Below are 14364 nucleotides of genomic sequence, written 5' to 3' on the forward strand. Positions count from 1 at the left end.
TTATTACATAATGAAGAAATAGAATACCGCAGCTAAAATGAAACGGTAGTAAGCAAACGGTGTTAGTTTTACACGAGATAATAATTTTAAGAATGAAACAATTGCAAGCATTGCAACAACGAATGCCGTAATAAATCCTGTTGCAAATAACGGTATATCAGCCGCACTTAATATATCCCAGCTTTTAATTAAATCTAAGCCACTTGCAGCTACCATCATTGGTACTGCTAAAATGAATGTATATTCAGCTGCCGCTGTATGTGACACGCGAGCTAATAAACCACCACTTATTGTAGAACCAGAACGAGAAAATCCTGGCCAAAGCGCTAAACATTGGAACATTCCGATTGTAAATGCTTGCTTATATGTGATTTCATCTAATGTTCTTGCTGTACTTGGTTTCGAAAACTTCTCAGCAACAATCATTAAAATACCACCAGCCACTAAGCTAATGACAACTGGGCCTGGCCCAAATAAAACTTCTTTAATCGCACTATGGAACAATACGCCAAGTACGCCGGCAGGAATCATTCCGATAATAATATGTAATAAATTTAACGATGGTCCGTCTGTTACTTTCCCTATACCTACTAAAGACCATAGACGCTTCCAAAATATAACTACAACTGCTAAAATCGATCCCAATTGAATAACAACTTCGAAAACTTTCGCTCTCTCATCGTCAAATCCAAGTAAATGACCTGTTAAAATCATATGCCCTGTTGATGAAACTGGTAAAAACTCTGTTAAACCTTCAACAGCACCCATGATTATTCCAATTAACCAATCAGCCACGAGTAGTGCCTCCTTAATAACTAATAATATGTAATTTTTTCATACCTTACCATAATACCTTATCCCCTTTCAAAGTGCATCCTTTTTTATAGTCAAACCGTAGTTTTAATAAGCTTATTCCTTTTCTATTTTTTGATTAAATTGTATGATAGTAAGAGTTTTCTTTTTTACGTAGAAAGGGGATTTTATGAAAGAAACTAATACATTCTCACAAAAATTAAAACAATTTGTATTACTATTTTTCCCGATTTTCGTTACGCAAATGTCATTATTTGCAATGAGCTTTTTTGATACAACAATGTCAGGACATGCAAGCCCTATTGATTTAGCAGGGGTTGCTATCGGAACGAGTATATGGATTCCAGTTAGTACGGGATTAACAGGTATTTTGATGGCTACAACTCCAATTGTTGCGCAACTCGTTGGATCCAAGAAAAAAGAAGATGTTCCCCAAGTCGTCATACAAGCAGTCTATTTAGCAATTTGCGCTAGCTTCGTCGTTATGCTTATTGGATTTTTCGCTGTTACACCCATTTTAAATGGCATGCGATTAGAAGAACCGGTGGAACGTATTGCAGCACAATTTTTAAGTATTATTGCAATTGGAATTATTCCTTTATTTACTTACACTGTTTTACGTGGATTTATTGATGCATTAGGAAAAACTCGCACAACGATGATTATTACGTTACTATCATTACCTATTAACGTAATATTAAATTATGTATTAATTTTTGGGCATTTCGGTTTTCCAAAACTCGGTGGTGTCGGAGCAGCAATTGCTTCTACAGCAACCTATTGGTGCATTTTAATTATTACCGTTATGATTATTCGTACGAAAGAGCCTTTTGCATCTTTCCATATTTTTAAACAGTTATATCGCCCTTCTCTTTCTAGTTGGAAAGAGTTCTTAAAACTTGGCGTCCCTATCGGATTTGCTATCTTTTTTGAAACGAGTATTTTCGCTGCAGTAACACTTATGATGAGTAATTTTAGTACGACAACAATCGCAGCTCATCAAGCGGCTATGAACTTCGCTTCCTTGCTATATATGACGCCTTTAAGTTTAGCAATGGCAATGACTATCGCTGTTGGATTCGAAGTTGGAGCGAAACGATATAATAACGCAAAACAATATGGGTTTATTGGGATTGGCTTAGCACTTGCATTCGCCCTATTATATTCCATTCTTCTTTACTTCTTTGATGATGAAATTGCTTCTATTTATACGACAGATATACAAGTTCATCATTTAGCAAAAGAATTTCTTATATTTGCGATTTTATTTCAAATTTCAGATGCAATTGCAACTCCTGTACAAGGGGCACTACGTGGTTATAAAGACGTAAACGTTTCCTTAATTATGACATTAATCGCTTATTGGGTAATCGGTCTCCCTCTCGGTTACATATTAGCAACGTATACGGACTGGGCAGCAAAAGGATATTGGATTGGTCTTATTATCGGTCTAGCATTTGGCGCCACCTTCCTTCTTATCCGTCTCTTTCAAGTCCAAAGAAAATATGCATAAAGAAAACCGCCGCTCACGATAGAGGGCGGTTTTCTTTATGCATATTTTTTCTTTAAACGTATAACATAATGAAAAAGAAAGGTGGGTACATATGGACGAACAAGAAAAAAAGCAATCATTCGATGAAGAATTCGCCCCTGAAATTTCACCTGGATATCGGCAAGATGTACATAAGCCACCTAAATATAAAAACACTTCGTTTTTAATGGGTATTACCATTTTTGCTGCTGTATTACTCGTGCTTATCATTTTCGTTTATTTTTGATGAAAGGCGGTTTATTATATGAAGAAACAAAATTCCAATCGTTCAAAAAGAATTGTGAAAACAGAAAAAGGGTATGCAGGTGATTCGGTTCTTACTCAGAAACAAGTCGAGCAAGGAAATTTATATATTGCTCAAAAAGAAATTGGTCAACAAAATGAAAACCTTTAAAATCCCTCAAAGAACTGGGGGATTTTTTATTCCGCTATTTATAGCATATTTATGGCACCGATTCATGTTTCACTTTATTGTACGTACTGTTTTTGTTCTAACACCTTAAATATATGATTAACCTTTACAATTTTCATTTCATAATTCAATTTCATTTCGCTTCTCTTACCATTTTCAGTACCCGCCACGTACGCTACAGTTTGATAGAGAAAACTTTCATCCGTTACTTCACGTATCTCTCCGTTTATAAATTTATACTCTAAATCCTGAAAACGATTTGGATAATAGTTTTTCATTAATTGTTCATACCCACTATTTAAAAATATTTCTTCACCTTTTCGTTTTACATGTTCTTTATTATGAAATCCAAACACTGATAGTTGCTCTGTCACAAAATGTTCTCCTACCTTTTTCATTTCATTATGAGTTAAAACTTCTATACTTTTGTTTTTTAATTCCTTATTTAATCCGTACTGATCAATCGGTTTATAGCTCGCAAAAACCTCTTCTTTATATGACCAAAACAATCCAAAAGCGATACATAGAGAAGTGATTAATAGTCTTTTCTTCATAACACTCCCGCCCCTCTTCATAATGATAACTATATTTTAACATATAGAAAGAAAATTCTGATATCATGGAGTAGAATAACTTAACTTAGAAACGAGGAACAATTATGGACTCTTACAAACAATATATTAAAGAAGCTCTACCTAATCTTTCTATACATTCCTACAAACAAAATGAGGAAGGATGGGATAATGTAGCGATTATAGTAAATGATGAGCTACTGTTTCGTTTCCCGCGAAAACAGGAATATGCAATGCGAATTCCATTAGAAAAAGAACTATGCACACTTCTCTCTTGTTCACTACATGAAATTGAAGTTCCAAAATATCACCTATTCTATGAAAAGAATACTGATGCTATTCCGCTTTGTAGCTACTATACTCTCATTCATGGTGAACCTTTAAAAACAGAAATAGTTACTACACTAGAAAAACAAGAACGAAAAGCACTTATTACACAATTAGCAACTTTCCTTGCTGCTCTACATAGTATTCCTTTAAAAAGTGTTACAGCGTTAGGATTCCCTATTGAAAAAACACTTACCTACTGGAAAGAGCTACAAGCTAAGTTAAATCAATATGTTACCAACAACCTTACTTCGTTCCAAAAATTGTCTTTAAATCGTTTATTCAAAAATTTCTTTACATGTATCGATACATCTGCTTTTCAAAATACAATTATTCACGCCGACTTTACACATCATCACATTTTATTTGATAAACAAAATAAAACCATTTCAGGGATTATCGATTTTGGTGATGCTCAAATTGGAGATCCTGCCTTTGATTTTGCTGGGCTATCTTATGATTTCGGACATGAATTTACTACATCAGTATATGAACAATACAGTACACTTACTTCACACCATGATCCATTACTCATTCACCGTATCACAAATTTTTATCAATACAGTCCTTTACTACATAATATGATTTATAACTTTGAAACAAAGAATGAACTTGAGTTTTTAGCTGGTATAGAACAACTGAAAACAATACTACAGGGATGAGATTACATTCTCTCCCTATATTCTCTCTCCTCATATAACATTAACTTTTTATCCATTTCAACAATGACTTTATACAGTTGAAATGCCTGTAAAATTTGCAGTTGAATTCCAAAAGGGGCATTCTGTTCTTTTAACCATTGAAATACTTGCGTTTCATCTTTCATTGATTATTCCTCCCTTTATTAAAATCTGCTACAAATATACGGTACATGATGAAAAGCTTTTCATGTCAATAACAAAAAAGAATGCAACATTGCATTCTTTAATGTACGATATTTGTCTTCTGTTTCGCTTCTTTCTTTACTTCTTCCCCTTGGCATTCACTACGAAATGCACAACTTATACACTCAGAACGAAAATGACGCTCTGTATAATGCTCAGGTTGCTGTAACATTTCTTTCATTCTAGATAAATGAGCCATTCCAGTTATAATATCTTCCGGTTTCGGAATGTAGTCATACTTAGTTCCTTCTATTAAATTAATAACTTCAATTTTCCCTGGAAGAATGCCGAAAGCTTTATAACTGAATACTGTCATTAACTTTTGACAAAGAGCAAGCATTTCCTCATCCGCATCGACAACATACTTTTTAATTACAAACGACTCAGTACTCCACTCACCAACTTCTAATGTCAATGACATGTGGACACCTAACTCTTCCATATATGTTTGAAATTTTTCATATAAAAATAACGGCGGTGTCTGACTATCATCTCTTTCAACAAACTGTAATAAGTGATCCGTTAGCTTCGCTAACACAATGTAATACTCCATCTTCGAAGCAAACATATTAACCCTTACTTTTTTCCAATACTTTTCTATTAATATTAAAAGTACAATTTTCGTTTGTTGGCCTGCCGGTAGTGTGTAATATTCGTTAATAATTCGATTCACAATCATTTGTGCGATTTGTTGCCATTCAAACGAAGAAGGTTCTCTTCTTTTTATATGACGAAAATAAAATTTATGTGGACAACGCATAAAATCATACAAATGATAATCTGTCATCGTTTTAATTGCGATTTTCTCATGCACTTGCTCTTCATCTCCCTTCTGCCATTAAGAAAGGTGTTTTACAAATTCAGCTCCAAACTGTAAACATTTCTCTACATCTTCATCTTCTGGCGTTAATTCTACTTTTAATCCTTCTAACACAACTTCTGCCCCGCGTTCTTTTAGCTTTTCTATTAAAATGTCAACTGCCACGCCATATTTTGGATAAGCCGAATCACATGATCCGAATACTGCCGCTTTTTTCCCAGTTAAATCAATAGAATCCATTGCGTCATAAAAATCTAAGAAATCATCAGGAAGGTCACCATCTCCCCAAGTGTATGCACCTAAAATAATTCCATCATACTGTTCTAATATAGAAGCTTCTGGTGAATCCATAATATCAATCACTTCAATTTCATTCTCAGTTTCACGAATCACGCCGGCAATATGATCAGCCATTTCCTCTGTATTTCCACTCATACTTGCAAAAATCATTACTAACTTACTCAACTGAACCTCTCCCTTTACTTTGTATCTCTTTTTCTGTTTGAATGCTCTTCTTCTCATCTACATATTCAGAACGAATTACATTTCGTTGCCATTCCATATGCTGATCAACTTCTTTATTTTTATCTTTTAATCCCCTCCGTAGAAGGTGAAATTTTTTTCTCATTAACATGTCGCATCCACCCTATTGATAATAATTATCAATTTCAACTACTTTTAGATTAATTGACATTGATTATCACTGTCAACAATTTTTTTTTTTAAAATGATTAAAATGTACAAGCTTGTCCGTTAGCTATTCATATACTATAAATGAGCATAGTTCTTTCTCAGCCCTCTCTGACGGAAAGAAATAAAAGCAACTGCGATAGAGCGCAGTTGCCTTTTTTTATCCCACTTTAATGGGCAGTAAAACCCCCACTGATTAAAGTTTCACTTTATACTTTTCTATGATTTCAATAATCTCATTGTTGTCTCTAAAAATAATTCCACTCCATAAATGAGAGCTGATTCATCTACATCAAATTTTGGATGATGATGCGGGTAGCAAGTATCTATCTTTTTATTACCAGTCCCTAATTTAATAAAACAACCAGGTGCTTTTCTTAAATATGCCGAAAAATCTTCTCCTCCCATAGAAGGTTCAAGCTTCACAACACGCTCATTTCCAAACAAATGTAGTGCACTTTCTTCTACTACTTTCGTAATATATTCATCATTAATAACCGGATCATATCCATATCGATACGAATATGTATACGACCCTCCATGTGCTTCTGTAATTCCTTTCACGATTTTCTCAATTTTCTCTTCGGCTTCTATCCTTAATGCTTGATTAAATGAACGAACAGTTCCCATTAAAATTGCTGCACTAGGAATTATATTATCAGCCATCCCCCCATGAAACTGCGTAACCGAAACGACTCTTTGCATAAAAGCACTCGTATTTCTTGATACGATATGTTGTAAATTTGTAATAATCTGTGCTCCGATAGCAATAGGATCTATCGTTTCTTCTGGCCTCGCCGCGTGCCCTCCTTTCCCTTGAATTTCAACTGTAAATACGTCTGGTGCAGCCATCATCGGCCCATACGCAATGCCTATCTTCCCGCTCTCAAGTCCTGACATAACATGTAAACCTATTACATAATCAACACCATCCATTACGCCTGCTTCAACCATTTCTTGTCCCCCGCCGGGATACACCTCTTCTGCATGCTGAAAGAATAGACGGATCTCACCTGCAAAATTTTCCTTTATATTTGCTAGCACTTTTGCTGTACCCAACAAAATAGCCGCGTGAGCATCATGCCCACATGCATGCATTACACCTTTATTCACAGACGTATAAGATTTACTTGTCTCCTCTTGAATTGGCAACGCATCTATATCAGCTCGAATCGCAATCACTTTCCCTTGTTCCGTTCCTCTTTTAATTGCTAGTACACTATACTTCGTCGGTCTCGTTACTTCAAAAGAAGAAAATGAGCATACTGTATCATATATAAATTGCGAAGTTTCTTTTTCATGAAACGATAATTCTGGATACTTATGGAAATACCTTCTCCATTTCACGATGTTTTCTTCCGAAATTAGATTCTTCCACACTCTATCCATGATAATTTCCTCCTTTTTAAAAGGGCTAGAAATGTAAAAGTTTACTTCGTCTCGAATGACTCATAAGCACAAATACTATATTTTACGTATTCTTCTAGTCCACTTTTATGTATTCACACAATCCACTTCCTATTTACATATCAAATCCATTACAAATTCATGCTGAATGTAATATAATTGCTAAGTTAGGGATTTTCTTTTTTAGTATTTAGTGCTAATATCAGAAAAGAGCCTTTTGACTTATTTTTACCTAAAATGTGGAATTTTGTTTTTTTCACAATAATGTAGGACATGATACCTACAAAGAGCTATTATTTCATTAAGAGAGGGAAAGACATGGAAAGATTAAAAGAGATATGGTCTCGACCACTCACACAATGGGTTGCAAAGACGGTTTATTACCTTGCAATTTTATTTGCATTACTTTGGTTGTATGGATTCCATGATACAAACACAAGTACATTTATTTACAATGAATTCTAGGGTGGGAACGTTATGAAGTTATTAGAACAAATTGAAAAGTGGGCTATTGAAACGCCTGATCAAACTGCTTTTGTTTGGCGAGATGCGAAAATTACGTACAAACAATTAAAGGAAGATTCTGATGCGTTAGCACATTGGATTTCTTCTGAGTATCCAGATGATCGTTCACCAATTATGGTGTATGGCCATATGCAACCTGAAATGATTATTAACTTTTTAGGATGTGTAAAAGCTGGACATGCTTATATTCCTGTAGATTTATCTATCCCAGCTGATCGTGTACAACGTATCGCTGAAAATTCTGGTGCGAAACTACTTTTATCAGGAACTGAAGTAACTGTAGCTGATTTACCAGTTCGCATTGTAAGTGAGGACAACTTAAAAGATATTTTCTTTACTCATAAAGGGAAAACTCCAAATCCTGAACATGCGGTAAAAGGTGATGAAAACTTCTACATTATTTACACATCAGGAAGCACAGGTAATCCGAAAGGGGTTCAGATTACTTATAACTGCCTTGTAAGTTTTACAAAATGGGCTGTAGAAGATTTCAACTTACAAACGGGGCAAGTATTCTTAAACCAAGCACCTTTCTCATTCGATTTATCTGTCATGGATATTTACCCATCATTAGTAACAGGTGGTACACTTTGGGCAATCGATAAAGATATGATTGCACGTCCAAAAGACTTGTTTGCTTCTTTAGAGCAATCGGATATACAAGTATGGACTTCCACACCATCTTTCGCAGAGATGTGTTTAATGGAAGCATCTTTCTCTGAGAGTATGCTACCGAACATGAAAACATTCTTATTCTGCGGTGAAGTGTTACCAAATGAAGTAGCTAGAAAATTAATTGAGCGTTTCCCAAAAGCAACAATTATGAATACGTACGGTCCAACTGAAGCTACTGTCGCTGTAACAGGTATTCACATTACAGAAGAAGTACTTGATCAATACAAATCACTTCCAGTTGGCTACTGTAAATCAGACTGCCGCCTTCTTATTATGAAAGAAGATGGAACGATTGCACCTGATGGTGAAAAAGGTGAAATCGTAATTGTCGGTCCAAGCGTAAGCGTTGGATATTTAGGAAGCCCTGAATTAACAGAAAAAGCATTTACTATGATTGACGGTGAGCGCGCCTATAAAACAGGCGATGCTGGCTATGTTGAAAATGGTCTTCTATTCTATAATGGTCGTCTTGATTTCCAAATTAAGCTGCATGGTTATCGAATGGAATTAGAAGAAATTGAGCATCACCTTCGTGCGTGTTCTTACGTAGAAGGAGCAGTTATCGTTCCAATTAAAAAAGGTGAGAAATACGATTATTTATTAGCGGTTGTTGTTCCTGGAGAACATTCATTTGAAAAAGAATTCAAATTAACATCTGCAATCAAAAAAGAACTCAATGAGCGATTACCAAACTACATGATTCCACGTAAATTCATGTATCAATCTTCTATTCCAATGACACCAAATGGAAAGGTAGATCGCAAAAAATTATTGAGTGAGGTTACAGCATGACCGCATATGGATCATTTTATTTTTTCGCTATAGTGGGCATTTTATTAATACCTACTATCATAGCTGGATTAAAAGGTAAAATGTTGCGTAAATATAATGCCGCTTTAACATTAGTCATGCTTGCTATTATCTTCTCAGATAAACCGAAGCAAGCGATTATGTTAGCCGCATTTATTATTTGGCAATATGCCCTAATTAAAGGCTATTTACTTTTAAGAAAACAAAATAATAGTACATTCACGTTTTGTATAGCTGTTATTTTATCAATTTTGCCACTTATTTTGGCAAAAATCGCACCATTTGCACCTGACCTAAAGTTTATTGTATTTTTAGGTATGTCTTATGTAACATTTAGGGCAGTACAAATGGTATTTGAAGTTCGTGATGGTTTAATTAAAGAACTATCCTTCTTTAATTTTTGGGAATTCGTTTTATTCTTCCCAGCTATTTCAACGGGACCTATCGATCGTTACCGTAGATTCCAAAAAGATATTCAAAAGCCACCTAGTGCAGAAGAATATCAAAATTTACTATATACTGGATTAAACCGTATTTTCCAAGGTTTCTTGTATAAATTTATTATCGCTTACTTAATAAAGCAATATTTTATGGATCCGGCATTTGCACAGCAAGATACAATCCTATCCAATATGATTTACATGTATAGCTATAGCTTATATTTATTCTTCGACTTTGCTGGTTATAGCTCATTTGTAATTGGTGTGAGTTATATGATGGGTATTAAAACGCCAGAAAACTTTAATAAACCGTTCATTAGTCGTAATATTAAAGACTTCTGGAACCGCTGGCACATGAGTTTATCATTCTGGTTCCGTGATTTTATTTACATGCGTTTCGTCTTTTTTGCAACGAAGAAAAAGTTAATTAAGAACCGTTACACTATTTCGTATATCGGGGCATTTTTAAACTTCTTCATTATGGGAATTTGGCATATTACTGGTGAGCATGTGTATCAATACATTATTTATGGTCTTTATCATGCCGCACTGTTTATTTTATTCGATATTTTTGAACGAAAAAACAAGAAGCATAAGTTTTGGCCAAACAATAAATTTACACACGTCCTTGCGATTGTAATTACGTTCCACGTTGTATGTTTCGGTTTCCTCATTTTCTCTGGACACCTTAACAGATACTTTTAATGCACCCTTCTTATACCATTAAGAAGTTGCACATATAATATATTTCGGATATAAAGGAGATTTTAAAAATGGCAGAATTCAAAGAGCAAGTATTAGATATTTTAGAAGAAGTATGTGAAAACGATATTGTGAAAGAAAACTTAGATGTTCAATTATTTGAAGAAGGTATTCTTGATTCTTTCGCTGTAGTATCTTTATTAGTTGAATTCCAAGAGCGTTTAGATATTGAAGTTTCTATTTCTGATTTTGACCGTGACGAGTGGGCTACTCCAAACATGGTTATTAAGAAGTTGGAAGAAATCCGATGAACAAAGCAAAATTTGGTCCGATGCTTTTAGCATTGGCCCTTTTTGCTGTATTCTTACTTATTCCAACGCGCTTCCTACTTCCACTTTTAAGTGATGAAAAAGTAGAACAAGCTGCCACTTCTTTAAAAGAAGAAAAGATTCAAAGTATGATTTTACAGCAAAAGATGTTAGCAGACCCGAAATACCTTCCAATGTATGGTTCATCGGAATTCGCACGTATGGATGCTTACCATCCATCAAATTATTTCAAAGTAAAGCCTGAAGGATTCACACCATTCCTACTTGGACGTGGCGGAACACAAGACCTTGTACATGTATTAAACTTTGCATCTACGATGGATCAATTGAAGGATAAGAAAATGGTATTCGTTCTTTCTCCGCAATGGTTTGTGCCACAAGGTATTGATGAAACACACTTTGCACCTAACTTTTCAAAGCAACAAGGTTACCACTTCATTTTCAACGATGATGTAAAACCTGAAATGAAAAAGCAAATTGCAAAGCGTTTATTAAACTTTGAGATCGTTAAGAAAGAAACTTTACTTAAAGTTTCGCTTGAAGGTATCGTTTACGATGATACAAAGCATAAAATAAAAGCACTTGCTGCTAAACCTTTCGCTTATATTTATCGTAACATTTTAGATCGTAAAGATTTATTTACAGCTATGTTTAATATTAAACCGCATAAAGAAAAACTTGACCCGTCATTAAAACAAATGAGCTGGGAAGAGGCTCGTAAACATGCAGATCAAACAGGTGCAGCAGAATCTGGATCTAACAATTACGGTATTGAAGATGGTTACTTCAACAGCAAAATCAAGAAGAAATTAAAGCAACGTGAAGGTTACTTAAAAAATGATGCTTATGATCAATCGCCAGAATATGAAGATTTACAAATTGTACTTGATTTATTAAAACAATCTGGTGCAAAACCACTCTTCATTTCTGTTCCTGTAAAAGGTCCTTGGTACGATTACGCTGGCTTCCCGAAAGAACGCCGAGAATTGTACTATAAGAAAGTTCATGAGCAAATTGAGAAAGCTGGCTATCCAATTGCCGACTTCTCAAATCATGAGTATGATAAATACTTCTTAAAAGATCACATGCACTTAGGTTGGAAAGGCTGGGTTTATATTGATGAAGCCATCCAACAATTTTATAAAGCAAACTAAAGAAAAGACCGCTTGAATTATTCAAGTGGTCTTTTTCTATATACATTTTGCAATTGTTCAATTACGTTATCTGCTTCTTTCATCACTCGCTCCACTACATGCTGAGCTGATTCTATTCTTGCTAATGATGACGCTTGTCCTGCCCAAAGTGACATATATTCTCCATTATTTTGCTTTGCTGCTTGTTGGCGTATTTTAGAGGTTAATACATTTTGCACCGGATACATCGGAAGGTCTTCTTCTTTCCCTTCGTGCTTCTCTATAAATTCATTACGAATACCTCGTGCATATTTCCCGGAAAACGCACGAGTCACAGTTGTACTCGTATCTGTACTACGTAAAACCGCTTTTTTATACACGTCATGCGTAATACTCTCTTCACTCGTTAAAAAGGCTGATCCCATTTGAACAGCTTCTGCTCCCAGTGTAAATGCCGCAACAAGCCCTTGCCCGTTCATTACACCACCTGCTGCAACAATCGGGATATGCGGAACTGCTGCTACTAACTGCGGAATTAATGCGAACGTCCCAATCATAGAGTCCTGTTCTTTCCCGATAAACGTTCCTCTATGGCCCCCTGCCTCACTACCTTGACCGACAATAATATCTACTCCTAATTCAGCAAGTACTTTCGCCTCTGCCACATGAGTAGCTGTTCCGATGACTTTTATTCCGCTTCTTTTCAAGTCATTTATTTCTTCTTTTTCTAACGTTTGAAATGCAAAGCTAACGACTGGCACGTTTTCTTCTACTAACACTTGTAATTGTTCTTTATAACTTTTTGGAAGCTTTAACTGTTCTTCTTCCTCTATACCGAATTCTCTATTCACTCCGCTAAGTAATCCCTTGGCCAAGTTTATCTTCTCTTCTTCTATTTGTATCTCTTTCGTTAATAGTAAATTAACACCGAAGGGCTTATCTGTTCGTTCCCGTATTTTATAAATCGCTTCACGAATTTGTTCTGGGCTCATATAGCCTGCTCCAAGCGTTCCTAATCCTCCGCTATTACTCACAGTTGCAACGAGTTCTGGCGTTGTAATCGCACCCGCCATACCGGCTTGAATGATTGGATACTTAATTTGTAATGTATCTATAACTCGACTTGTAAACATCATCTCTCCTCCTATTCCCTTTATATCTTCTTTATTTGACAAACTTTCCCCTTCTTTTACAAGGGGTGAACTTCCTATGAAGCGAATATATTGAAAGTGAAGGAGGCTGAAAAAAATGATATATCCAAATGCATTACAACAAGGTGATACAGTAATGATTATTGCACCATCCGGCCCACCAACAATTGAAAATGTATTAAAAGGTGTAACTGTACTACAAGAAATGGGGTTGTCTGTAGTAATCGGGAAGAGTGTTTATGAGAAATATGGATATTTAGCTGGAAGCGATCAAGTTCGGCTCGATGATATACATGAAGCATTTTCAAACCATGAAGTAAAAGCCGTTTTCTGTGCACGAGGTGGTTACGGAAGTGCTCGTCTCCTCCCCCACATTCAATATGAAATCATTCGGCAAAACCCTAAAATCTTTTGGGGATATAGCGATATTACAGCTTTACATACTGCTTTTTCACGTTATGCAAAGCTTGTGACATTTCATGGCCCAATGATTGAAGAATTAGGGAAAGGTGTAGATTCTCTTTCTTTATCTTCTTTCAATCAACTCTTTCATCCGTATTCAACCATTTTATCTGCATCAGAATGTATCGTACCTAGCCCTTCCCGTACAATTACAGGTCAGTTAGTTGGAGGCAATTTAGCGGTGTTAACGAGTATCATTGGCTCCTCCTACGAGATAAATACAGCCAATAAACTTTTATTGCTTGAAGACATTGGGGAAGAACCATATCGCATTGACCGTATGTTAAATCAGCTACTTTTATCTGGAAAGTTTAATGAATGTAGTGGCGTTATTTTTACAAGTTGTCATGACTGCACTCCTTCTAAACCATCTCAATCATTGCAAACAATACTATATGAATATTTCACTCCATATGCTATACCTGTCCTATTCGGTTTACCGATTGGACATATAAGCCCAAACATTGGGATTCCTCTTGGAGCTACAGCGACAATAAGTACACATAATAAAACACTCTCTATTTCTTCTGGCGTAGCGACCCCGTGTTCAAATTAAAAAGGAAAAGCGATTATGCTTTTCCTTTTATCCCGCTTTAATGGGCAGTAAGACCCCCACCTCAAAATGCAGCGAAAGCAAAGAAGTTAGGTGGGGGTCGGGCT

Annotated in this window: 18 protein-coding genes; 10 read left to right on the top strand and 8 right to left on the bottom strand. The window is 35.5% G+C overall.

Features of this window, described 5'->3' with window-relative positions:
• Positions 1-3: 3 nt before the first annotated feature.
• Positions 4-795: a bacitracin resistance undecaprenyl-diphosphatase gene (uppP, locus tag ACTFRS_RS17320; RefSeq protein WP_000796248.1), complete on the bottom strand. Its 792-nt coding sequence runs from the start codon at positions 793-795 to the stop codon at positions 4-6.
• 187 nt (positions 796-982) lie between these two features.
• On the opposite strand from uppP, the gene ACTFRS_RS17325 reads away from it, so the two are divergent.
• The 3 genes from ACTFRS_RS17325 (at position 983) to ACTFRS_RS17335 (ending at position 2759) form a co-directional block, all read left to right on the top strand.
• Positions 983-2326 carry an MATE family efflux transporter gene (locus ACTFRS_RS17325; protein ID WP_431085167.1) on the top strand — a complete coding sequence of 448 codons (1344 nt, stop codon included), beginning with the start codon at positions 983-985 and terminating at the stop codon, positions 2324-2326.
• 91 nt (positions 2327-2417) lie between these two features.
• Positions 2418-2591: a 2-isopropylmalate synthase gene (locus ACTFRS_RS17330; RefSeq protein WP_242294233.1), complete on the top strand. Its 174-nt coding sequence runs from the start codon at positions 2418-2420 to the stop codon at positions 2589-2591.
• 18 nt (positions 2592-2609) lie between these two features.
• Positions 2610-2759 (top strand): hypothetical protein, encoded by a 150-nt coding sequence (locus tag ACTFRS_RS17335; RefSeq protein ID WP_000744619.1) that lies wholly within the window; start codon positions 2610-2612, stop codon positions 2757-2759.
• Between the two features lie 74 nt (positions 2760-2833).
• On the opposite strand, the gene ACTFRS_RS17340 is transcribed toward ACTFRS_RS17335, so the two are convergent.
• On the bottom strand, positions 2834-3352 hold the full coding sequence (locus tag ACTFRS_RS17340) for a biotin transporter BioY (protein WP_431085166.1): 519 nt from the start codon (positions 3350-3352) through the stop codon (positions 2834-2836).
• 83 nt (positions 3353-3435) lie between these two features.
• Here ACTFRS_RS17340 and ACTFRS_RS17345 point away from each other — a divergent pair, with 83 nt between their 5' ends.
• Entirely contained in the window at positions 3436-4338 is a 903-nt protein-coding gene (locus ACTFRS_RS17345; RefSeq protein ID WP_431085165.1) for an aminoglycoside phosphotransferase family protein, read from the top strand.
• A 2-nt stretch (positions 4339-4340) separates the two neighbouring features.
• Here the strand turns inward: ACTFRS_RS17345 and ACTFRS_RS17350 are convergent, their stop codons facing one another.
• The 5 genes from ACTFRS_RS17350 to ACTFRS_RS17370 form a co-directional block, all read right to left on the bottom strand.
• The gene (locus ACTFRS_RS17350; protein ID WP_016716967.1) at positions 4341-4502 is read right to left on the bottom strand and encodes a hypothetical protein; all 162 of its coding nucleotides are present in this window, start codon (positions 4500-4502) and stop codon (positions 4341-4343) included.
• A gap of 98 nt (positions 4503-4600) precedes the next feature.
• The gene (locus tag ACTFRS_RS17355; RefSeq protein WP_431085164.1) at positions 4601-5374 is read right to left on the bottom strand and encodes a hypothetical protein; all 774 of its coding nucleotides are present in this window, start codon (positions 5372-5374) and stop codon (positions 4601-4603) included.
• A gap of 24 nt (positions 5375-5398) precedes the next feature.
• On the bottom strand, positions 5399-5845 hold the full coding sequence (locus tag ACTFRS_RS17360) for a flavodoxin (protein WP_000041150.1): 447 nt from the start codon (positions 5843-5845) through the stop codon (positions 5399-5401).
• Positions 5838-6014, bottom strand: coding sequence for a hypothetical protein (locus ACTFRS_RS17365; RefSeq protein ID WP_000929012.1), 177 nt, complete (start codon positions 6012-6014; stop codon positions 5838-5840). The genes ACTFRS_RS17360 and ACTFRS_RS17365 overlap by 8 nt, the downstream gene beginning before the upstream one ends.
• Positions 6015-6289: 275 nt before the next feature.
• Complete coding sequence (locus ACTFRS_RS17370) at positions 6290-7459, bottom strand: amidohydrolase (RefSeq protein ID WP_431085163.1); 1170 nt, start codon at positions 7457-7459, stop codon at positions 6290-6292.
• A 336-nt stretch (positions 7460-7795) separates the two neighbouring features.
• On the opposite strand from ACTFRS_RS17370, the gene ACTFRS_RS17375 reads away from it, so the two are divergent.
• From ACTFRS_RS17375 to dltD, 5 genes are all read left to right on the top strand, one after another.
• Entirely contained in the window at positions 7796-7942 is a 147-nt protein-coding gene (locus ACTFRS_RS17375; protein WP_000440293.1) for a teichoic acid D-Ala incorporation-associated protein DltX, read from the top strand.
• Between the two features lie 12 nt (positions 7943-7954).
• Complete coding sequence (gene dltA / locus ACTFRS_RS17380) at positions 7955-9469, top strand: D-alanine--poly(phosphoribitol) ligase subunit DltA (protein WP_139869651.1); 1515 nt, start codon at positions 7955-7957, stop codon at positions 9467-9469.
• On the top strand, positions 9466-10632 hold the full coding sequence (gene dltB, locus ACTFRS_RS17385) for a D-alanyl-lipoteichoic acid biosynthesis protein DltB (RefSeq protein WP_139869652.1): 1167 nt from the start codon (positions 9466-9468) through the stop codon (positions 10630-10632). The genes dltA and dltB overlap by 4 nt, the downstream gene beginning before the upstream one ends.
• Positions 10633-10700: 68 nt before the next feature.
• The gene (gene dltC, locus ACTFRS_RS17390) at positions 10701-10940 is read left to right on the top strand and encodes a D-alanine--poly(phosphoribitol) ligase subunit DltC (protein ID WP_000807310.1); all 240 of its coding nucleotides are present in this window, start codon (positions 10701-10703) and stop codon (positions 10938-10940) included.
• A complete protein-coding gene (gene dltD, locus ACTFRS_RS17395) occupies positions 10937-12112 on the top strand; it encodes a D-alanyl-lipoteichoic acid biosynthesis protein DltD (protein WP_139869653.1) in 1176 nt (391 codons plus the stop codon). Before dltC ends, dltD begins: the two co-directional genes overlap by 4 nt.
• 17 nt (positions 12113-12129) lie before the next feature.
• Here dltD and ACTFRS_RS17400 read toward each other — a convergent pair whose 3' ends face one another.
• Positions 12130-13224 (bottom strand): NAD(P)H-dependent flavin oxidoreductase, encoded by a 1095-nt coding sequence (locus ACTFRS_RS17400; protein ID WP_431085162.1) that lies wholly within the window; start codon positions 13222-13224, stop codon positions 12130-12132.
• Between the two features lie 115 nt (positions 13225-13339).
• Between ACTFRS_RS17400 and ACTFRS_RS17405 the strand changes: the two genes are divergently transcribed.
• Positions 13340-14260 carry a S66 peptidase family protein gene (locus tag ACTFRS_RS17405; protein ID WP_431085161.1) on the top strand — a complete coding sequence of 307 codons (921 nt, stop codon included), beginning with the start codon at positions 13340-13342 and terminating at the stop codon, positions 14258-14260.
• Positions 14261-14364: the final 104 nt, after the last annotated feature.

The organism is Bacillus cereus group sp. MYBK139-1 (assembly GCF_051916915.1).
GTDB lineage: Bacteria > Bacillota > Bacilli > Bacillales > Bacillaceae_G > Bacillus_A > Bacillus_A pacificus.

What these genes read in the sequence shown, in the direction of transcription:
- dltC (WP_000807310.1), top strand. Translation starts at nt 10,701, where the DNA reads ATGGCAGAATTCAAAGAGCAAGTATTAGATATTTTAGAAGAAGTATGT.
- dltD (WP_139869653.1), top strand. Translation starts at nt 10,937, where the DNA reads ATGAACAAAGCAAAATTTGGTCCGATGCTTTTAGCATTGGCCCTTTTT.
- ACTFRS_RS17365 (WP_000929012.1), bottom strand. Translation starts at nt 6,014, where the DNA reads ATGTTAATGAGAAAAAAATTTCACCTTCTACGGAGGGGATTAAAAGAT.
- ACTFRS_RS17370 (WP_431085163.1), bottom strand. Translation starts at nt 7,459, where the DNA reads ATGGATAGAGTGTGGAAGAATCTAATTTCGGAAGAAAACATCGTGAAA.
- dltB (WP_139869652.1), top strand. Translation starts at nt 9,466, where the DNA reads ATGACCGCATATGGATCATTTTATTTTTTCGCTATAGTGGGCATTTTA.
- ACTFRS_RS17375 (WP_000440293.1), top strand. Translation starts at nt 7,796, where the DNA reads ATGGAAAGATTAAAAGAGATATGGTCTCGACCACTCACACAATGGGTT.
- ACTFRS_RS17335 (WP_000744619.1), top strand. Translation starts at nt 2,610, where the DNA reads ATGAAGAAACAAAATTCCAATCGTTCAAAAAGAATTGTGAAAACAGAA.
- ACTFRS_RS17405 (WP_431085161.1), top strand. Translation starts at nt 13,340, where the DNA reads ATGATATATCCAAATGCATTACAACAAGGTGATACAGTAATGATTATT.
- ACTFRS_RS17350 (WP_016716967.1), bottom strand. Translation starts at nt 4,502, where the DNA reads ATGAAAGATGAAACGCAAGTATTTCAATGGTTAAAAGAACAGAATGCC.
- ACTFRS_RS17330 (WP_242294233.1), top strand. Translation starts at nt 2,418, where the DNA reads ATGGACGAACAAGAAAAAAAGCAATCATTCGATGAAGAATTCGCCCCT.
- ACTFRS_RS17325 (WP_431085167.1), top strand. Translation starts at nt 983, where the DNA reads ATGAAAGAAACTAATACATTCTCACAAAAATTAAAACAATTTGTATTA.
- ACTFRS_RS17400 (WP_431085162.1), bottom strand. Translation starts at nt 13,224, where the DNA reads ATGTTTACAAGTCGAGTTATAGATACATTACAAATTAAGTATCCAATC.
- ACTFRS_RS17345 (WP_431085165.1), top strand. Translation starts at nt 3,436, where the DNA reads ATGGACTCTTACAAACAATATATTAAAGAAGCTCTACCTAATCTTTCT.
- ACTFRS_RS17340 (WP_431085166.1), bottom strand. Translation starts at nt 3,352, where the DNA reads ATGAAGAGGGGCGGGAGTGTTATGAAGAAAAGACTATTAATCACTTCT.
- dltA (WP_139869651.1), top strand. Translation starts at nt 7,955, where the DNA reads ATGAAGTTATTAGAACAAATTGAAAAGTGGGCTATTGAAACGCCTGAT.